General features: G+C 35.7%; 19 protein-coding genes and 1 tRNA gene. 9 read left to right on the plus strand and 11 right to left on the minus strand.

The window, feature by feature from the left end:
• The first annotated feature begins 32 nt into the window (after nucleotides 1–32).
• Nucleotides 33–611 carry a hypothetical protein gene (locus G3A46_RS13605; RefSeq protein ID WP_165150650.1) on the plus strand — a complete coding sequence of 193 codons (579 nt, stop codon included), beginning with the start codon at nucleotides 33–35 and terminating at the stop codon, nucleotides 609–611.
• A gap of 58 nt (nucleotides 612–669) precedes the next feature.
• Here G3A46_RS13605 and G3A46_RS13610 read toward each other — a convergent pair whose 3' ends face one another.
• Together G3A46_RS13610 and G3A46_RS13615 are read right to left on the minus strand one after the other, a co-directional pair.
• A complete protein-coding gene (locus G3A46_RS13610; RefSeq protein ID WP_165150652.1) occupies nucleotides 670–1,416 on the minus strand; it encodes an N-formylglutamate amidohydrolase in 747 nt (248 codons plus the stop codon).
• Nucleotides 1,417–1,888: 472 nt separating this feature from the next.
• A tRNA-Lys gene (locus G3A46_RS13615) sits at nucleotides 1,889–1,961 on the minus strand.
• Nucleotides 1,962–2,189: 228 nt separating this feature from the next.
• Here G3A46_RS13615 and G3A46_RS13620 point away from each other — a divergent pair.
• Nucleotides 2,190–2,711 carry a shikimate kinase gene (locus G3A46_RS13620; RefSeq protein WP_165150654.1) on the plus strand — a complete coding sequence of 174 codons (522 nt, stop codon included), beginning with the start codon at nucleotides 2,190–2,192 and terminating at the stop codon, nucleotides 2,709–2,711.
• Here the strand turns inward: G3A46_RS13620 and G3A46_RS13625 are convergent.
• Nucleotides 2,703–3,206: a phosphoribosyltransferase family protein gene (locus G3A46_RS13625; protein ID WP_165150656.1), complete on the minus strand. Its 504-nt coding sequence runs from the start codon at nucleotides 3,204–3,206 to the stop codon at nucleotides 2,703–2,705. The two genes, G3A46_RS13620 and G3A46_RS13625, sit on opposite strands and share 9 nt — an antisense overlap.
• Nucleotides 3,207–3,232: 26 nt before the next feature.
• Nucleotides 3,233–3,616, minus strand: coding sequence for an RNA-binding S4 domain-containing protein (locus G3A46_RS13630; protein ID WP_165150658.1), 384 nt, complete (start codon nucleotides 3,614–3,616; stop codon nucleotides 3,233–3,235).
• A 76-nt stretch (nucleotides 3,617–3,692) separates the two neighbouring features.
• On the opposite strand from G3A46_RS13630, the gene G3A46_RS13635 reads away from it, so the two are divergent.
• A complete protein-coding gene (locus tag G3A46_RS13635; RefSeq protein ID WP_241836905.1) occupies nucleotides 3,693–4,610 on the plus strand; it encodes a hypothetical protein in 918 nt (305 codons plus the stop codon).
• A 148-nt stretch (nucleotides 4,611–4,758) separates the two neighbouring features.
• Here the strand turns inward: G3A46_RS13635 and G3A46_RS13640 are convergent, their stop codons facing one another.
• Nucleotides 4,759–5,712 (minus strand): transketolase family protein, encoded by a 954-nt coding sequence (locus G3A46_RS13640; protein ID WP_139856697.1) that lies wholly within the window; start codon nucleotides 5,710–5,712, stop codon nucleotides 4,759–4,761.
• Between the two features lie 17 nt (nucleotides 5,713–5,729).
• Nucleotides 5,730–6,575 carry a transketolase gene (locus G3A46_RS13645; RefSeq protein WP_165150662.1) on the minus strand — a complete coding sequence of 282 codons (846 nt, stop codon included), beginning with the start codon at nucleotides 6,573–6,575 and terminating at the stop codon, nucleotides 5,730–5,732.
• A 175-nt stretch (nucleotides 6,576–6,750) separates the two neighbouring features.
• Here G3A46_RS13645 and tgt point away from each other — a divergent pair, with 175 nt between their 5' ends.
• The 6 genes from tgt to G3A46_RS13675 all read left to right on the plus strand — a co-directional run bounded on the left by tgt (nucleotide 6,751) and on the right by G3A46_RS13675 (nucleotide 14,081).
• A complete protein-coding gene (tgt, locus tag G3A46_RS13650; protein WP_165150664.1) occupies nucleotides 6,751–7,881 on the plus strand; it encodes a tRNA guanosine(34) transglycosylase Tgt in 1,131 nt (376 codons plus the stop codon).
• Between the two features lie 3 nt (nucleotides 7,882–7,884).
• Nucleotides 7,885–8,964 carry an LptF/LptG family permease gene (locus tag G3A46_RS13655; RefSeq protein WP_139856703.1) on the plus strand — a complete coding sequence of 360 codons (1,080 nt, stop codon included), beginning with the start codon at nucleotides 7,885–7,887 and terminating at the stop codon, nucleotides 8,962–8,964.
• Nucleotides 8,951–9,853 (plus strand): DMT family transporter, encoded by a 903-nt coding sequence (locus G3A46_RS13660; protein ID WP_165150666.1) that lies wholly within the window; start codon nucleotides 8,951–8,953, stop codon nucleotides 9,851–9,853. Before G3A46_RS13655 ends, G3A46_RS13660 begins: the two co-directional genes overlap by 14 nt.
• 52 nt (nucleotides 9,854–9,905) lie before the next feature.
• A complete protein-coding gene (locus tag G3A46_RS13665) occupies nucleotides 9,906–10,859 on the plus strand; it encodes an acetyl-CoA carboxylase carboxyltransferase subunit alpha (protein ID WP_139856707.1) in 954 nt (317 codons plus the stop codon).
• 168 nt (nucleotides 10,860–11,027) lie between these two features.
• Nucleotides 11,028–12,581 (plus strand): replicative DNA helicase, encoded by a 1,554-nt coding sequence (gene dnaB, locus G3A46_RS13670; RefSeq protein ID WP_139856709.1) that lies wholly within the window; start codon nucleotides 11,028–11,030, stop codon nucleotides 12,579–12,581.
• A gap of 240 nt (nucleotides 12,582–12,821) precedes the next feature.
• The gene (locus G3A46_RS13675; protein WP_165150668.1) at nucleotides 12,822–14,081 is read left to right on the plus strand and encodes an asparagine synthetase B; all 1,260 of its coding nucleotides are present in this window, start codon (nucleotides 12,822–12,824) and stop codon (nucleotides 14,079–14,081) included.
• 19 nt (nucleotides 14,082–14,100) lie between these two features.
• On the opposite strand, the gene G3A46_RS13680 is transcribed toward G3A46_RS13675, so the two are convergent.
• The 5 genes from G3A46_RS13680 to thrS all read right to left on the minus strand — a co-directional run bounded on the left by G3A46_RS13680 (nucleotide 14,101) and on the right by thrS (nucleotide 18,439).
• Complete coding sequence (locus tag G3A46_RS13680) at nucleotides 14,101–15,039, minus strand: OmpA family protein (RefSeq protein WP_165150670.1); 939 nt, start codon at nucleotides 15,037–15,039, stop codon at nucleotides 14,101–14,103.
• Between the two features lie 106 nt (nucleotides 15,040–15,145).
• Nucleotides 15,146–15,490 (minus strand): 50S ribosomal protein L20, encoded by a 345-nt coding sequence (gene rplT, locus G3A46_RS13685; RefSeq protein ID WP_139856715.1) that lies wholly within the window; start codon nucleotides 15,488–15,490, stop codon nucleotides 15,146–15,148.
• 129 nt (nucleotides 15,491–15,619) lie between these two features.
• A complete protein-coding gene (gene rpmI, locus G3A46_RS13690) occupies nucleotides 15,620–15,817 on the minus strand; it encodes a 50S ribosomal protein L35 (protein ID WP_139856717.1) in 198 nt (65 codons plus the stop codon).
• Nucleotides 15,818–15,921: 104 nt separating this feature from the next.
• Nucleotides 15,922–16,434, minus strand: coding sequence for a translation initiation factor IF-3 (gene infC / locus G3A46_RS13695; protein WP_262710122.1), 513 nt, complete (start codon nucleotides 16,432–16,434; stop codon nucleotides 15,922–15,924).
• Nucleotides 16,435–16,492: 58 nt separating this feature from the next.
• On the minus strand, nucleotides 16,493–18,439 hold the full coding sequence (thrS, locus tag G3A46_RS13700) for a threonine--tRNA ligase (protein WP_165150672.1): 1,947 nt from the start codon (nucleotides 18,437–18,439) through the stop codon (nucleotides 16,493–16,495).
• Nucleotides 18,440–19,531: the final 1,092 nt, after the last annotated feature.

Consider the following 19,531-nt stretch of genomic DNA (forward strand, 5'->3'; position numbering starts at 1 on the left):
GATATTTCCCAAACTCTTTAAATGCCAAACCAATGAAATCAAGATTTAATTTAGCATTTCTGTTTATTCTTTTCAATTTGTCACTTTATTCTCAGGAAAGTAAGGAGTCAGGGTGGGTTAATTTAGAAGATGACATGACTGTCACTCTTAAATTTACTAATACGGATATTTCGAAAAGTATTAATGGCTTTACATTTAAAGCAGTTTGGCAGGAGGCTTTGGATCTCCCTAATGAAGAATATGCATACGGTGGAATTTCAGAACTGCACGTTTATAAGGGACAAACACATATTCAAACAATTAAGAATATTGTAGATTATATTGCTTTAGGCTATGTTCATCTTACTTTTTTCGATTACAATATGGATGGCTATTTAGACTTTACAGTTCCGATTAGTTGTGGTAGATCTTGTTATGATAAATACTACCTATATAATCCTAAAACCAAAATCTTTACACATCAGAAAGAATGGGACTATTTAAGAATTAAGGATTTTAATAAAGCTAAAAAGCAAGTTCGCAGTGTTCCTGATGGTAATGTTGCAGATACAAAGCATTTCTTATACAGAGTTGAGGAGCTTAGACTGGTAAAGCTTAAAACAATTGAATAATTAAAGCTTAGTATTTTCTATTATAGAGACTATAATTCATAGGAAAATTTGCATCCATTTACCCTTGTGAATTTCCAAAGGCTTTATTGATTTCTCTATTTAACTTCACTAATTTTTCAGTATTAATGAAGTGCTTTTCCATATACAACTTTCGGTTGATCTCTATCATCAGAGATTGAACTTTGGCATTGCCAAGGTGTTTTAGAGGCACAATGCTTCCACTGAATGGCGTATTTACCGAAACACTATAGCCAAGACTAAGAAAGTACTCAATTACACTTTTAGAATATCTTTCCTCGCAATTCTCCATATCAAAACCGATGCAGATGTCGGGTCTTTTAATATTAAGATTAAAACTTTCTATTTCCCCAGTAATAGGTTCGTCAGGAAATGAATGACAATCTATAATGAAAACTTGATTATATTTTTTCAATTTTTCATCCACCATTCTTTCTAGCTTTATATGATGTTGGTGATAGTATTGAAGTATGGACTCTTTATCAGGAGATAACCTTAAATTTTTTCCTTGTTCAGTTTTAGTATATATAACTCCACGACCAAACTTATTCATCCGTTCCTCTTCACTATTAAATCTTTCTACATCACAGAAAACTCTGCTAAATGGTGTGCGAATTCTGTCAATACCATCTACTTCAAAAATAACATCAGTGGCCCAATCTGTTAATTTAATTAATTCTCCATTTACAATACTCTCAGAAATATATCCATCATAACTCGGTATGGATATAGAGCTGTGTGGAATATGAAATAAAAATTGGCGCTTTTCTAAATTTTTAAAAATCATTTATACAATTAATTAATCTTCGTGCAATACTCAATAAACTGAAATTCATAAGGGCTATTGCACTGATTCCCTATTTTCCTGCGCGAATGCATCGCTTGGTCTCCTAGGCTTTAATGTAGTAAAAATATAATTTTTATCTTTTGTTTATTCGATATCCGCTATTGCTTTTCAGTATTTCGGTCGAGTAGTTGATCTTTCTATTGAATTGCAGGAAACCACACGAGAGGATTGACTCCGTCGAATTTCATTTCATGCGGTAGCGGGCTTCCCTGGACTTCGCTCGGGATAAACTTCTCGCCAAATAGATATTTGTATAAACAAAAAAATCCCGACTTTACATCGAGATTTCTTTTTTAACTTGTGACTTGGCTGGGGCTTCCCTCGACTTCGCTCGGGATAAACTTCTCGCCAAATAGATATTTGTATAAACAAAAAAATCCCGACTTTACATCGAGATTTCTTTTTTAATTTGTGACTTGGCTGGGGCTCGAACCCAGGACCACCTCCTTAAAAGGGAGGTGCTCTACCAACTGAGCTACCAAGTCGTCCTTTTGTTGTTTGCCTTTCTTTCGGTAGGCGGGTGCAAATATACTATCATTAATTTGTACTTTCAAAACGAAATCGAATAAAATTTTAAATAAATTTTAAAATGCCTGAAATTCAGAGGCTCACAAATGCATTTTTTAATCTAATTTTGTCGATTCAAAGTGGGAAACCTAAATTTTGAACGTTTTTCACCCTTGAAAATGCTAATTATTAAATTTAAAAAGCAAATGAAAATTGTTTTAATGGGTTATATGGGAAGTGGAAAATCTGCAATTGGTAAAAAACTAGCAGAAGTTTTAAAAGTTCCCTTTAAAGATTTAGATGCTGAAATCGAAAATAGAGAAGGAACTACCGTATCCGAAATATTTTCAAGCAGAGGAGAAATCTATTTCAGAAAAATTGAAAATACTATCTTAAAAGAGATCCTAGCCCTAGATGAAAGCTTTGTTTTGGCAACTGGCGGAGGTACGCCTTGTTACGCCGACTCTATTGCGGTTCTTACAAATCAAGATGATGTAACATCGGTTTATTTAAAAACGCCCTTAGAAGTGCTTACTAAGCGTTTATTTTTAGAAAAAGACAGTCGCCCATTATTGTCGCACCTCGAAACAGAAGAATTGTTAAACGATTTTATTCGTAAACACCTTTTTGAAAGAGTGTATTACTACAATCAAGCCAACAAAATAGTGGAGGTTGAAAATAGGAGTATAGATGAAGTGGTTAAAGAAATAACTTCAACCTTATTCTAAAACAGCTCTGTCGTTATTCTTTTCAAAAATCACAGAAACATTTTCATTTAAAGACGTTGAAAGCGAAATTCCTTTAAAATCTGCCTTTACAGGGTACTTCTTGTGGTTTCTGTCTACTAGTACTGCAGTTTTAAATTGCTTCAAAGGCACTTCTAAGAAATGCTTTATCCCGTAAATAAGTGTTGTACCAGAGTGTAATACATCATCAACTAGCAAAAGCGACTTGTCTTTATATTCTTCTGGTTTTAATGAAGTTTCAATCTTCGAAATAGGATTTTTCTTATCGATATTCACTTCGCATAAAATAACTTTTATAGGAGAGATTTTTTCTAATTCGGTTTTTATTTTTTTTGCAAGTACATACCCATTGCTCATAATTCCAGCAATCACCACTTCTTTTTCATTTACATTGGTTTCATATACTTGATATGCTATTCTTTTTATTTTGTGAGCAATCTGCTTCTTATCCAAAATAACTGTATCTATTTCTTGCATCTACTATTTGTTTTTCAAAATTATAACTATTCTATTTCGTCCTCCGGGGATTCTATAAAATCATCTAAATCTCTTCTGTCTTTTTTAGTTGGCCTTCCTACGCCTTTTTTTCTGTAATAACTCTTAGCGTATTGAAGCAATTCATTTGTTTCAAAAGCTTCTTTTGGGGTGGTGTCGTTTCTATAAAGTCCTACAAGCTTAGCCCCAACTCGATTTGGGGGTAAATCTAACACTTCAATTTGATAGTTTATCTGATTTTTTCGTAGCGTAATAACATCCCCCGGATAAACATCCCGAGAGGGTTTTACTATATCACCATTTACACGTACCGCTCCTTTTTTACAAGCTTGAGTAGCCATGTTTCTGGTTTTTAAATACCGAACACACCATAAATACTTATCAATCCGCATACATTTATCCTAAAAACAACGTTAATATGATATACAAAAATAGGGGAAAATTGTATCTTGCGCCCACAAAATTTAGATGATGACAAAAATAAAATACGGACTTGCAATTTTAATTGCAATGCTAACTATTACTGTTTCTTGTAAAAAAGATGAAGACGATGGCCCACAGCCAATTCCGCCAAGAGATCGTGGAGAGGAAGCTGTTAGAGCACAAGCTGAAATAGAAGAGTTTCTAGAAACACACTTTTATAACTACGAAGACTTTCAAGCCGATCCAGAAAACTTCAAATTAGTTTTTGATACTATCGCTGGTGATAACGCTTCAAAAACTCCTTTAATTGAACAAGTTTCATATAAAGAAGTAACTGATGCTGTGGATATGGACGTAAAGTATAAATTATACTATTTAAAAGTTCGTGAAGGAGCAGGGGAGCGACCAAACTTCTCAGATTATACTATCAATACTTACGATGGAAGATTTTTAAATCTTGAGCTGTTTGATAACTCAGTAATTCCTGTGCGTTTTAGCTTAGTAGATGGTCCAAGCAGTCCAGGGATTATTAGAGGATTACAACAGGCTATCATCGAGTTTAAAGGGGCTGGAAATATAATTTCAAACCCTGACGGAACGCTTACTTTTGAAGACTATGGTATTGGAGCTGTGTTTGTACCTTCTGGATTAGGGTACTTTCAATATCCACCAGCAGGAGATTTACTTCCTTATGAGCAATTAATTTTCTCATTTGAATTATTTGCTTCTGAAGTAGCAGACCACGATAACGATGGAATCCCTTCGTATATGGAAGACTTAAACAACAATCAGATTTTAACTGATGACGATACTGACGACAACGGAGTTCCAAATTATCTAGATAATGACGATGACGGCGACGGTAGACTTACAGAGTACGAGATTGAAATTATTGATGGCGAAATCTTTTTCCCAGATACTAATGGAAATGGTATCCCAGATTATTTAGATCCAACAATCTAAAACAACGAATTGTTTAGACAAAGATAATAGATGCTTATAGCTTCTTTATGTAACATCAAGTTTCACGTCTTTTTCTAACGACAATTACAAATAAAAAAATCCCCACTTTAAGCAAGTGGGGATTTTTTGTTTCTGATTGTATCGACTGCTATTTTCTAGCAATAACTTTTTTAGCCGCAGCAACAATTGCTGAAGCGTTTAATCCGTATTTATCCATTAGTTGTTCTGGAGTTCCAGACTCACCAAAAGTGTCTTGAGTAGCAACAAACTCTTGTGGTGCTGGATGCTGAGTTGAAAGAACTCTAGCAACACTCTCTCCTAATCCACCAAGGTAGTTGTGCTCTTCTGCAGTAACTACACAGCCCGTTTTCTTAACGCTCTTTAAAATCGCTTCGTCGTCCAAAGGCTTGATGGTGTGAATGTTTATTACATCGGCAGATATACCATTTTCGTGTAAGGTTTCAGCAGCTTGTAAAGCTTCCCATACTAAATGCCCTGTAGCAATAATAGTTACATCGGTTCCTTCTTGTAGCTGAACAGCCTTCCCGATTTCAAACTTTTGATCGGCAGGAGTAAAGTTGGCCACTTTTGGTCTTCCAAAACGAAGGTAAACAGGTCCTTCGTGTTCGGCAACGGCAATAGTAGCTGCTTTGGTCTGATTGTAATCGCAAGTGTTGATTACAGTCATTCCGGGAAGCATCTTCATTAAACCAATATCTTCTAAAATTTGGTGTGTTGCCCCATCTTCACCTAAAGTAATACCTGCGTGTGAAGCACAAATTTTTACGTTTTTACCACTGTAGGCAACGCTTTGACGAATTTGATCGTAAACTCTTCCTGTAGAAAAGTTAGCAAAAGTTCCAGTGAAAGGTATCTTGCCTCCAATAGTCATTCCAGCTGCAATTCCTATCATATTAGCTTCAGCAATTCCTATTTGGAAGAAACGTTCAGGATGATTTTTCTTGAATTCATCCATTTTAAGTGAACCTGTAAGATCTGCACAAAGCGCAACTACGTCTTTGTTTTTCTTTCCAAGCTCGGTAAGTCCGTCACCAAAACCTGATCGTGTATCTTTTTTGCCTGAATCTGTATATTTTTTCATCTCGATTTTTTTCAATTTTAATAGTCTCCTAAGGTTTCAGGATTCTGTGAAAGTGCATTTTCTAATTGCTCGTCGTTTGGCGCTTTCCCGTGCCAATCGTGAGTGTGCATCATAAAATCTACACCATTACCCATTACTGTATGTAAAAGCACACATACTGGTTTTCCTTTTCCAGTTTTTTCTTTGGCTTTTTTCATTCCAGTTATTACAGCTTCAATGTTATTTCCTTCTTCAATATCCATTACATCCCAGCCAAAAGCTTCAAACTTAGCTTTCATGTTTCCTAAAGGAAGTACATTTTCTGTAGAACCGTCAATTTGCTGTCCGTTTAAATCGATAGTAACAATTAGGTTGTCCACTTTATTTCCTGCAGCATACATAATAGCTTCCCAGTTCTGACCTTCTTGTAACTCACCATCACCGCAAAGTGTGTAAACAATGTGATTGTCGTTATTCAACTTTTTAGTTTGAGCAGCTCCAATAGAAACTGAAATCCCTTGACCTAAAGAGCCAGAAGCCATACGAATACCTGGCAACCCTTCGTGAGTAGTTGGGTGACCTTGTAAACGAGAGTCTAAAAGGCGGAAAGTGTTTAGTTCTTCTACTGGGAAATACCCAGAACGCGCTAAGACACTATAAAAAACTGGAGAGATATGTCCGTTTGAAAGGAAGAAGATATCTTCGTTTTCACCGTCCATAGAAAAATCATTATTGTGATCCATTAATTCGTTGTAAAGTGCAACAAATAATTCTGCACACCCTAATGAACCTCCCGGATGTCCCGAATTTACTTTGTGTACCTGTCGAAGAATATCTCTTCGTACCTGAATTACTAAATCTTCAAGTGCTTTGTAATCTGCCATAACATAGTTTAATTTTCAGCTTCAAAAGTAACCTATATAATAAGGGAAGCAAAATAGTAGTATAACCTTTTATTAACGATTTAGCAGTTTTGTTAACATGCCATTCAAATCTGAATTCAGAATCCCGATTTCAGAATTATAAAGTTATCTTTGCATCCTCAATAAAAATAGCTGAATGCAGTTTAAATTAGAAGCCACAGATACACAAAGCAGCGCAAGAGCTGGAACTATTACTACAGATCACGGTGTTATTGAAACACCAATCTTTATGCCTGTTGGTACCGTGGGTACCGTAAAAGGAGTGCATCAACGTGAACTTAAGGAAGATATAAATCCCGATATTATTCTTGGTAATACCTATCACTTGTACTTACGTCCACAAATGCCAATTCTTGAAAAAGCAGGCGGACTTCATAAATTTATGAACTGGGACCGAAATATTTTAACCGATAGTGGGGGTTATCAAGTGTATTCGCTTTCAGCTAATAGAAAAATTAAAGAAGAAGGGGTTAAGTTTAAAAGTCATATAGACGGGAGCTATCATTTTTTTACTCCTGAAAACGTGATGGAAATTCAGCGTACTATTGGGGCCGATATCATAATGGCTTTTGATGAATGTGCGCCTTATCCTTGCGATTACAACTACGCCAAGCGCTCTATGCATATGACGCATCGTTGGTTGGATAGATGTATAAAACACTTAGATAAAACTCCTTTAAAATACGATTACGACCAAACGTTTTTCCCAATAGTACAAGGGAGTACATACAAAGATTTACGAAAACAATCTGCAGAATATATTGCTTCGGTTGGGGCAGAAGGTAATGCTATTGGTGGTCTTTCGGTAGGAGAACCTGCTGAAGAAATGTACGAAATGACCGAAATCGTTACCGATATTCTTCCAAAAGATAAACCTCGTTACCTTATGGGAGTAGGTACGCCAGTAAATATATTAGAAAATATTGCCCTTGGAATCGATATGTTCGATTGTGTTATGCCTACAAGAAATGGCCGTAACGGAATGCTTTTTACTTCTGAAGGAATAGTAAACATTAAAAATAAAAAATGGGAGGCCGATCTTTCAGCGGTAGACCCAATGGGAATCACTTGGGTAGATACTGAATATAGCAAGGCTTACCTTCGTCATTTATTCACTGTAAATGAAATGTTAGGTCGACAAATTGCAACTATCCACAACCTTGGATTCTACCTGTGGTTGGTTCGCGAAGCCAGAAAACATATCTTAGCGGGAACATTTGCCGATTGGAAAAACGGTATGGTTAAAAAACTAGCTCAAAGACTCTAAACAATGCTTAGCATACTGGATAAATACATACTTAAAAGATATTTGGGCACTTTTACGCTCCTTTTATTGCTATTTATCCCTATCGGTATTGCAGTCCATCTGGCTGAAAAAATTGACAAAATTCTAGAGAATGAAGTGCCTCTAATGGAGGTCTTAATCTATCTCTATAACTTTACAATCTATTTTGCCAATTTACTTTTTCCGCTGTTTCTATTCCTTTCAGTAATTTGGTTTACCTCAAAACTTGCCAATAATACCGAGGTTATTGCCTTTTTAAGTAGTGGAGTTTCGTATTCTAGATTTCTAAGACCTTATTTAATTGGTGCAACAATCGTATGTATCGCAGCCTTGGGGTTTAGTATGTACCTAGCGCCAAAAGCGAGTAAGGGATTCAATGAGTTTTCTTATGAATACTTGAAGAAAGGAAGAAAAGATCGAGATCAAAGCAATGTTTACACACAAATAAACAAGAACGAATACATCTATGTAAGCTACTTTAATGTTGCTGAAAAGATTGGTAGCAACTTCACTTTAGAGCATTTTGAAGGGAATAAAATGACCTACAAAATTTCGGCTGGACAAATTAAGTACAATGAAGAAGATAGTACTTACTCTCTGTTTAACTACCGAAAACGTATAATAGGAGAAAATGAAGACATCCTACAAACGGAACATAAATTAGATACGGTTTTCTCTTTCACTATGGAAGATTTAACGCCTGTAACCTATATAGCAGAAACACTTAATTTCTTCGAACTAAACGACTTTATAGAGAAGGAAAAAGCACGTGGTTCTTCCTACATTAATCGATATGAAGTAGTGCGTTACAAACGTTGGAGTTTACCAGTTTCAGCTTATATCCTAACCATTATTGCTGTAGCAGTTTCCTCTGTAAAAAGACGTGGAGGAATGGGGCTTAACCTCGCAATTGGAATTAGTATCGGGATGATATTTGTTTTCTTCGATAAGGTGTTTGGTACTATGGCCGAGCAAAGTGATTTCTCTCCTTTAGTCGCCACTTGGTTTCCAAACTTTGTATTTGCAATATTGGCCATTTATCTGTTGAGAAATGCGAAACGATAAGCTACTTAATTACCTCCATCTTCATTTTATAATATTTATTTGGGGGTTTACAGCTGTATTAGGAGCTTTGATTTCCTTAGAAGCTATTCCACTAGTATGGTACAGAATGTTGTTAGCTACGCTAATAATTTTTGCTTTTCTGAAGTTTAAAAAAGAAAAACTCAACTTTTCTTTTAAAACACTCTCAGGCTTTGCACTCGGAGGTGTAATTATAGCCTTGCATTGGCTCACTTTTTTTGGAGCGATAAAGGCATCGAATGTATCGGTAACGCTTGCTGTGCTTTCAACTGGAGCTTTTTTTGCATCAATCTTAGAGCCGTTAATTTATGGTAGAAAAGTAATTTTATACGAAGTATTATTCGGGTTGGTAGTTGTAGCAGGACTTTATGTTATTTTCGATGTGGAAGCTTCCTATACACTAGGAATTGTATTGGCGCTAATCTCAGCATTTCTAAGTGCCCTGTTTTCGGTTATCAACGGGAAATTTGTACTAAAACACAAAGCATCGGCTATTTCATTTTATGAGTTGATGTTTGGCGTCTTAGGAATAACAATATATTTGGCTTTTTCAGGAAGTTTTACAGCCGATTTTTTCAAGGTATCTGCCTACGATTGGATGTACCTTTTAATTTTAGCTTCAGTGTGTACAGCGTATGCTTTTATTGCATCGGTACACGTAATGAAATGGATAAGTCCATATACGGTTATGCTTAGCATTAATATGGAACCAGTATACGGTATTATTCTAGCACTCATTATTTTAGGTGATTCAGAAAATATGAGCCCTCAGTTTTATTATGGAGCTTTAATTATCTTAATTACAGTAGTTGCAAATGGCATCATTAAAATAACACAAGAAAGAAAAAGACGAAGATTGTCTAACCTCTAAAACAAAATTTTATCTTTGTACACCAACCTTTATAAAAAGAAGGAAATATATTATGGAATATCTTGATTTTGAACTCCCTATTAAAGAATTGCAAGAGCAGTATGAAAAAGCCTGTCTTATTGGAGAAGAGAGCGAAGTAGACGTATCCAATACTTGCAAGCAGATTGAAAAGAAACTAAACGATACTAAGAAAGAAATATATAAAAACCTTACGCCTTGGCAGCGTGTACAACTTTCTCGTCATCCAGATCGTCCATATACAATGGATTATATAAATGCTATTTGCGGTGATACATTTTTAGAGCTTCACGGTGATCGTGGCTTTAAAGATGACAAAGCAATGGTAGGTGGCTTAGGAAAAGTAGGCGACCAAAGTTTTATGTTTGTGGGTCAGCAAAAAGGTTACAACACCAAAACACGTCAATATAGAAACTTTGGGATGGCAAATCCTGAAGGATACAGAAAAGCTTTACGACTTATGAAGTCGGCCGAAAAGTTTAATGTACCTGTAGTTTGTTTTGTAGATACTCCAGGAGCATTTCCAGGACTTGAAGCTGAAGAAAGAGGTCAAGGAGAAGCGATTGCTAGAAATATTTTAGAAATGACACGCCTAAAAGTGCCAATCATCGTAATTATTATAGGTGAAGGTGCAAGTGGTGGTGCCTTAGGAATAGGAGTAGGTGATAAAGTATTAATGCTTGAAAACACTTGGTATTCTGTTATATCTCCAGAGAGTTGTTCTTCTATTTTATGGAGAAGCTGGGAGTTTAAAGAACAAGCAGCAGATGCTTTAAAACTTACAGCCAAAGACATGAAAAAATTAAAACTTATCGATGAAATTGTGAAGGAACCTTTAGGTGGCGCACATAGTAATCGAAAAGAGACTTTTAAAACCGTTTCTGAAGCAATTGTAAAGACTTACGATGGTTTAAAAATGTTATCCCCAACCGATTTGGTAAAAAAGAGAATGGATAAATATTTAGAAATGGGTGAGTTTAAAAGTTAAAACTAACTATAGCTTAGCATACCGTAAATCCGAAGTGCAATCTTCGGATTTTTTTACGGGTTATCAACAACAAAACATAGTTTTCAACAGTTAAATTGTTGATGAACAGTTAATATCGTACCTTATAAAATCATTCCTTTCTCTTAACATTTTATTTACATTCGCATAATGGAACAAATCAAATCTCAAACTAATTTTTCAAAACGATCTGCTCAAGTGATTTCTCTTGAAAAGGGGAAAATACCGCCACAAGCTGTTGATTTAGAGGAGGTTGTGCTGGGCGCCTTGATGATTGATAAAAAAGGAGTCGATGAGGTTATTGATATTCTTCACGCAGATGTTTTTTACAAACAAGCCCACCAATTTATCTTTGAAGCTATATATGAACTGTTTGAAGACAGTCAGCCAGTCGACTTATTAACCGTTTCTAGCCAACTTAAGAAGAATGGAAAAATAGAAATGATTGGAGGCGAATATTACCTCATTCAACTAACTCAAAAAGTGTCTTCTTCGGCACATATTGAGTTCCATGCACGTATTATTCTTCAGAAATATATTCAGCGAAGCTTGATTAAAATTTCAAATGAAATTATTGAAGAATCATACGACGAGAGTACAGATGTTTTTGATCTTTTAGATACTGCGGAAGCAAAATTATACGAAGTAACTCAAGGTAATATTAAGCGTTCTTCCGAAACTGCTCAGAGCCTTGTGATACAAGCTAAAAAACGAATTGAAGAAATAGCAAATAAAGAAGGACTCTCTGGTGTACCTTCTGGCTTTGCAAAAGTTGATGAACTTACCTCGGGTTGGCAGCCTAGTGATTTAATTATTATTGCAGCTCGTCCTGGTATGGGTAAAACGGCACTAACGCTTTCTATGGCACGAAATATGGCTGTTGAGCACAATATACCTGTTGCCTTTTTCTCGCTGGAGATGTCGTCTGTACAGCTTATAACAAGACTTATTTCTTCTGAAACACAACTTAGTTCAGAAAAACTAAGAACAGGAAATCTTGAAAAACACGAATGGGAACAGCTTAACGTAAAAGTAAAAGGATTAGAGAAGGCACCGCTATTTATTGATGATACGCCTTCATTATCTATTTTCGATTTGCGTGCGAAGGCTAGAAGACTTTCATCTCAACACGGAATTAAACTTATAATAATAGATTATTTGCAATTAATGACTGCCGGGGGAACTCAAAAAGGAGGGAACCGTGAGCAGGAAATTTCAACAATTTCTCGAAACCTTAAAGCATTAGCTAAGGAATTGAACGTTCCTGTAATTGCACTTTCTCAGCTATCTCGTGCTGTTGAAACACGTGGAGGTAGTAAACGTCCTTTACTTTCCGATCTACGTGAATCTGGAGCGATTGAACAGGATGCCGATATTGTATCTTTTATCTATCGTCCAGAATATTACAAAATTGACGAATGGGATGACGATGAGCATTCTCCAACTGCAGGACAGGCCGAATTTATCGTGGCTAAGCACCGTAACGGTGGTTTAGATGAAATTCGTCTTAAGTTCGTAGGACATCTTGGTAAGTTTGAGAATCTAGAGTCGTTTATCACACCTACAGAAATTCATTCGCGAATGAACGATGCAGCAAATGACGATAGTTTTAATCCACAAAACCTTCCATCTCCTAATGAAGCTTTTGGTAGCTCGATGAACGATGATTTTTCTTCTTTAGAAGATAATGACGTTCCTTTTTAAGACTTATTAAAAACTTTACAACAAACAAAAAAGGATGGAACACAATTTATGTTCCATCCTTTTTCTTTTCAGGGTACCCAATTAATATCCGCGCTTCGACTTTCATAGATTACTAATAGTAAAAAGATAGCTGCTTAGTCTGAAATTCAATTTCCTTAGACACAAAGCTTCTTTCTTGAAACTATACGATATTATATTTTATCAACTCTCTGGCTTAAAATTTGTTACTATATTTGAGCTATGATCAAAAAAATCTCTTTTCTGTTTCTGTTTTTATTTTCTATAAATGCTTTTGCATCTTATATCCTTATTCCTATGGATGCCGAAAGTCAGAAAGAACACCTAAAAGCGTATGGGATTACCTATTGGGTACTCGAAAAACAACAAAAAGTAAAGTGGTTGCTAAACTATAGAGGAGGATCTTTTTTACTTCCCGATACTGCAGAAACTCAAAAAGAATGTCAGATTAGAGGGGTTTCTTATGAAGTATTATCCGACAGTAAAACAGAACAAATTCTGCTTGACATCAGTAGCCCTTCAAAAAACATGGACGCTGTGGTCCTTGAGAAAGCTCCAAAAATTGCAGTTTATACCCCCAAAGGAAATTTACCTTGGGATGATGCAGTAACTATGGTGCTCACTTATGCCGAAATTCCTTATACCACTGTCTATGACGAAGAAGTTTTAAGCGACCAATTGATACTTTACGATTGGCTGCATTTACACCACGAAGATTTTACTGGGCAGTACGGAAAGTTTTATAGAGCGTATCGTTCTGCTCCCTGGTATATAGAAGAAAAGAGAAAAGCCGAAGAGCTTGCAGCAAAATTAGGCTACAATAAGGTGTCTGAACAAAAACTGGCTGTCGCTAAAAAAATTAGAGATTACGTTATAGGTGGCGGATTTATGTTTGCAATGTGTAGTGCTACTGATAGTTTTGATATAGCACTTTCTGCTGAAGGTGTAGATATATGTGAGCCAATGTTTGATGGTGATCCAAGCGAACCAGGATATCAAAGTAAAATTGATTATAGTAAGACCTTTGCTTTTACCGATTTTGTATTAGAGCGCAGCCCTATGGTTTATGAGTTTTCTAGTATTGATATGACTGCCAAGCGCAAGGTTAAAAAGGAAACAGATTATTTCTCCCTTATGGATTATTCAGCAAAGTGGGATCCAATTCCAACCATGCTTTGTCAAAACCACACCTCTTTAGTGAAAGGATTTATGGGGCAAACTACGGCTTTTGCAAGAGATCAAATAAAATCCAACGTGCTTGTAATGGGCGAAAATAAATCGAATGGGGAAGCGCGTTACATACACGGAATAAAAGGAAAAGGTTTTTTCACTTTTTTTGGAGGTCACGATCCCGAAGATTATCAACATAGAGTAGGGGATGCACCTACAGAATTAGCATTACACCCTAAATCTCCTGGATACAGACTTATTTTGAATAACGTATTATTTCCTGCAGCAAAGAAGAAAAAACAGAAAACCTAATATAGTTTTTTAGAGAGTTTTATTTTGAAAGTGATTCATAATACTCTTTAGGAGGAAGAACCATAATTTCAACTCTACGGTTTAGTTGTTTGTTTTCTGGGGAATCATTTGGAACTCGTGGCTTGCTTTCTCCGTAAGCTTTTACTTCAAAATTGAATCTATCGTAGTTTTTACTTGCTGCTTTTAAACGATCTTTAACAGACATACATCGGTTTTTCGATAATTCGATATTATACTCATCAGTCCCATCACTATCAGTGTGTCCTTCAATTAAAATAGTAGCACTTGGAATTTCATCTAAAACTTTAGAAATAGAATCTATGGTTTTAGTGGCTGATTCTTTTAAATCAAATTTATCCACTCCAAAAAGTACATCAGCTGCGATATCTAATTTTACAACGCTATTTATCGCGGCTACAGCATCAATATCAGCACCGGCGGTTTTACTTCTACATAAATCTTTAAGGTCTGTCAACCGTAAATAATAGAAAATAGTATTGTTGTCTATCCCTTCATCGGATAGGTCGATGCTAGATTTTCCGCCTTTTGTTTTACCTGCGTAAATCCAATTCTCCCCATCTGACGAAACTTCAACCGTAGCAGTTTCTTTGGAAGGTCCAACTTCAAAAATATACAAGTCGTCTCCTTCTAGATTCATAAACCCATTGTTAGTGAATTTTACCACCAACACACCTCCGCATCCTAAAGACACAAAGTCTGCTTTTTCATATTTGGTGTAATTTGGTTCGTGAAGGGCTTGAGAACTGTCTCTAAACTCCTTAAATGGTTTTGGATTGCCGAGTGTAAAGGACACGACTTCATCAGCAAAAGAAATTTGGCCTAACGGAACATATACACTCGAACCATTAGAGTCGTGATAAGTGGTTTTAAATTGAGCATTTATTTCGGTGTACGAAAACAGGAAGAAGAGAAGAAGTATCTTGACAAAAAGTTTCATTAAAATGCTTTTAGCTAAGATAAACATTATAAAACAATAGCTGTGAAAATAAAAAAACCGCTTCATTGCTGAAGCGGTTTTCATACGAAATAATATAGTTATTGTCTTATTTTACTTTCTTTACGATTGCGGCAAAAGCCTCAGGATGATTCATAGCTAAATCTGCTAAAACCTTACGGTTTAATTCGATTCCACTATTCTTTAAACTTCCCATAAATTGTGAATAAGACATTCCATGCTGTCTTGCACCCGCATTAATACGAGTAATCCAAAGAGATCTAAAATTTCTCTTCTTAACACGACGGTCACGGTATGAATAAAGCATTGCTTTGTCTACTGCGTTTTTCGCAACAGTCCATACGTTTTTACGTCTTCCAAAGTAACCTTTGGCTTGTTTAAGAACCTTTTTTCTGCGGGCTCTCTTCGCAACTGAATTTACTGATCTTGGCATAATTTTAATTTTTTTTGTAGCAGGCGATTCTTTAATTCTGATCCCGATAACTATCGGGACTGAATTTTGAATTCTTTATAAAAGCACTACTCCAGGGTTTAAATAATTTGTTTTAACCGGTTAAGCTTATTACTTCAAACGAAGCATTTGCTTAATGTTACTTTCATCGGCTTTGTCCACTAACGCGTCATGAGTCAATGCAAGTTTACGTTTTTTGCTCTTCTTTGTTAAGATGTGGCTTTTAAACGCATGCTTTCTTTTAATTTTACCAGTACCTGTAAGCTTGAAACGCTTCTTAGCACTAGATTTTGTCTTTTGTTTAGGCATGTTTTCTTATTTAATTATTATTTCGCATTATTATTACATTCGGTTTATATTAAAAAAAAACCGAAGTTTTACGTCACTTAATTTAAATCAATACTTAATATTGATTATTTCTTCTTAGGAGCAATGAACATAATCATTCGTTTACCCTCAAGTTTTGGCATTTGCTCAACTTTACCGTATTCTTCTAAATCACGCGCAAGACGCAAAAGTAAAATCTCACCCTGGTCTTTATAAATAATTGAGCGGCCTTTAAAGAATACATAAGCTTTTAGCTTAGCACCATCCTCCAAAAACTTAATACCGTGTTTCTTTTTGAATTCGTAATCGTGATCATCCGTATTTGGTCCAAATCTAATTTCCTTAATGGTAACCTTAGACGCTTTTGCTTTTAAGGATTTCTCACGTTTCTTCTGTTCATAAACAAACTTCTTATAGTCTATTACCTTACAAACAGGTGGATTTGCATTTGGTGAAATTTCAACAAGATCAAGTTCTTGCTCTGCTGCTATCTCACGAGCTTTTTTTAAAGGATAAACTCCTATCTCTACATTGTCTCCAACAAGGCGTACTTCTTCAGCACGAATCTTTCCGTTGATTCTGTGTTGATCTTCCTTAATTACCCTTGCAGGTCCTCTACTTCTTTTTCTTCGTATTGCTATGGCTTAAAATATTTAGTTAAACATTAAATTCTATCGATTCTTCTTTTATTTCTTTCTGAATCAATTCTGAAAAGGCTTTTATAGACATTGTCCCTAAATCACCTTCCCCATGCTTTCGTACAGAAACCGTACCATCTTTTTCTTCTTGTTCTCCTACAATCAGCATATAAGGGATTTTATTCATTTCTGCCTCCCTAATTTTCTTACCGATGGTCTCACTTCTGTTGTCAGCAAGGGCGCGAATTTCGTCATTTTCAAGCAAATTTAAAACTTTTTGGGAGTATTTTTCATATTTTTCACTTAAAGATAAGATACTTACCTGTTCTGGCATTAACCAAAGAGGGAAATTTCCACCCGTATGTTCTAATAAAATTGCCACAAATCGTTCCATACTACCAAATGGCGCGCGGTGAATCATTACCGGTCGGTGCATTTCATTGTCACTTCCCTTGTATTCTAATTCAAAACGCTCTGGTAGTGTGTAATCTACTTGAATAGTTCCTAACTGCCAACTTCTTCCTAAAGCATCTTTAACCATAAAGTCTAGTTTAGGTCCGTAAAACGCAGCTTCACCTTCTTCAATTACGTAATCCAGATTCTTGTCTTTAACAGCATTGATGATAGCTTGCTCTGCTTTTTTCCAAAGTTCAGGTCTTCCTATATATTTTTCAGGCTTCTCTGGATCTCTTAACGATACTTGTGTTGTAAAGTTTTCAAATCCTAACGAACCAAATACGTAAAGTACAAGGTCGATTACTTTTTTAAACTCTTCATCAAGTTGATCTGGTGTACAGAAGATGTGAGCGTCGTCTTGAGTAAATCCTCTTACGCGGGTTAAACCGTGAAGTTCTCCACTTTGTTCGTAGCGATACACTGTTCCAAATTCTGCAAAACGCTTTGGTAAATCTTTATAAGACCACGGCTTGCTGTTGAATATCTCACAGTGGTGAGGGCAGTTCATTGGTTTAAGCAAAAACTCTTCCCCTTCGTGCGGAGTTAGTATAGGCTGAAAACTATCTGCACCATATTTTTCATAGTGACCGGATGTCATATATAATTCTTTGTGACCGATATGTGGTGTAACTACCATTTCATAACCAGCTTTTTTCTGAGCTTTCTTTAGGAAGTTCTCAAGTCTTTCACGTAAAGCTGCTCCTTTTGGAAGCCATAATGGCAGACCCTGTCCAACCTTTTGTGAAAAGGTGAAAAGTTCTAATTCCTTTCCAAGTTTTCTGTGGTCACGTTTTTTAGCTTCTTCCAGTAACTGAAGGTATTCAGTTAAGTCCTTTTGTTTAGGGAAGCTAATTCCATAAACACGAGTAAGCTGTTTGTTGTTTTCGTCACCTCTCCAGTACGCTCCTGCAATACTCATTAATTTAATGGCTTTTACAATTCCAGTATTTGGAATGTGTCCCCCGCGGCATAAATCGGTGAAGTTATCGTGATCGCAGAAGGTTATACTTCCGTCCTCAAGATTTTCAATAAGCTCTACTTTATACTCGTTGTTTTGTTTTTTATAGTATTCCAACGCATCGGCTTTAGAAGACTCGCGAATTGAAAACTCGTGCTTTCCTCTAGCAATTTCAAGCATTTTGTTTTCAATCCCTTTCAGATCTTTATCGGAAATAGTAATGTCTCCAAAATCTACGTCGTAATAAAATCCGTTTTCAATTGCTGGACCAATAGTAAGTTTGATTCCAGGGTATAATTGTTCTAGTGCTTGTGCAAGAATATGTGCTGTAGAATGCCAAAACGCCTTTTTACCTTGGTCGTCTTTCCACGTAAATAGTACAAGGTTTCCGTCCTGTGTTAACGGGGTGGAAGTTTCTACGGTTTGTTTATTAAAGGAAGCCGAAATTACATTTCGTGCAAATCCTTCACTTATGCTTTTAGCTACATCCATTGGAGTAACTCCTGCTTCAAAATGCTTTACACTTCCATCTGGTAGGGTAATGGCTATCATATGTTGAAAATTTTAGGCTGCAAAGATACTATTAGTTTAACCGTTTTGCAATATTCGTTTTATGGTTTCTTGTGAGAAAACAGTAGTATTCTGATGTAGCGTTACTATTTGCTGTGTCGAAGTAAACAGAGAATAATCAAATCATTATTTTGAATTAAAAACTAGTTATTAGGTGTTTTCTTGGGAATTGTTTAATGAGTAGAATCTAATAGTAATTTAATTTTCTGAATTGTTGGTTTATAACCGAAGTGAATTTCGCAATTCTCTGTCTGTTATAGAATGGTGATCTATTTAGTTTAGCTGTATGAATTATAAGAAACTGATTATTATTTATCCTATTTTTCGGAAGTTTAGGTGATGTGATTTCACTTGTAATTACTAGGGTTAATGGGGCTTTAGGGGCGTTTGGTTTTGATGGTATTTTCAATAGTATATATATTAAGGTATAAGTGGGTGAAATTTATTTTTCATTTTAAGTTCTGAGTTTTCAGTGTGTTATGATTTATTATTAAGTTGGTATTAAAAAAAGTTTAAATTAATGTTGTGGGGTTAAAAAACGGGGTTATATTTGCACCCGCTTAACGAAACAGAATTGCTTGTTTTAAGTGTTAAAAAATCGCTCTTTAAAATTTTATAAAAATACTTTTTCAAAAGTGTTGCAGGTATCAAAAATGGTTTTATATTTGCACCCCGCTTTGGAAAACGTTTTTTTTAGTTTTAGGGTGAAGCGTAAAAGTTCTTTCAAATCTTTTTTAATTTATTTTCTACAAAGTGTTGTAGGTTTAAAAAAGAGTTGTATATTTGCACCCGCTTAGCGAATAAGCGAGTTCATAGACAGGATGAGAGGTTAAATAAGCATCGGTTCGACTCCGATCCATCACCAAAAATTGAATCTTTATTTTCGGATAAAGGTAAGTTCATTGAGATATTGAAATTGACAGCGTAGATTAATTTTCGAAAGGAAGTTAGTCAACAAAGAAACTAAACTAAGTGAGATTTTCTGAGATTTTTTTGAGAGTCGAGCTCTTTATGGAAGTATGGTCGCAATATTATTGAAGATTATACGATGAAGAGTTTGATCCTGGCTCAGGA

The organism is Aequorivita sp. KMM 9714, assembly GCF_011065475.1.
GTDB lineage: Bacteria > Bacteroidota > Bacteroidia > Flavobacteriales > Flavobacteriaceae > Aequorivita > Aequorivita sinensis.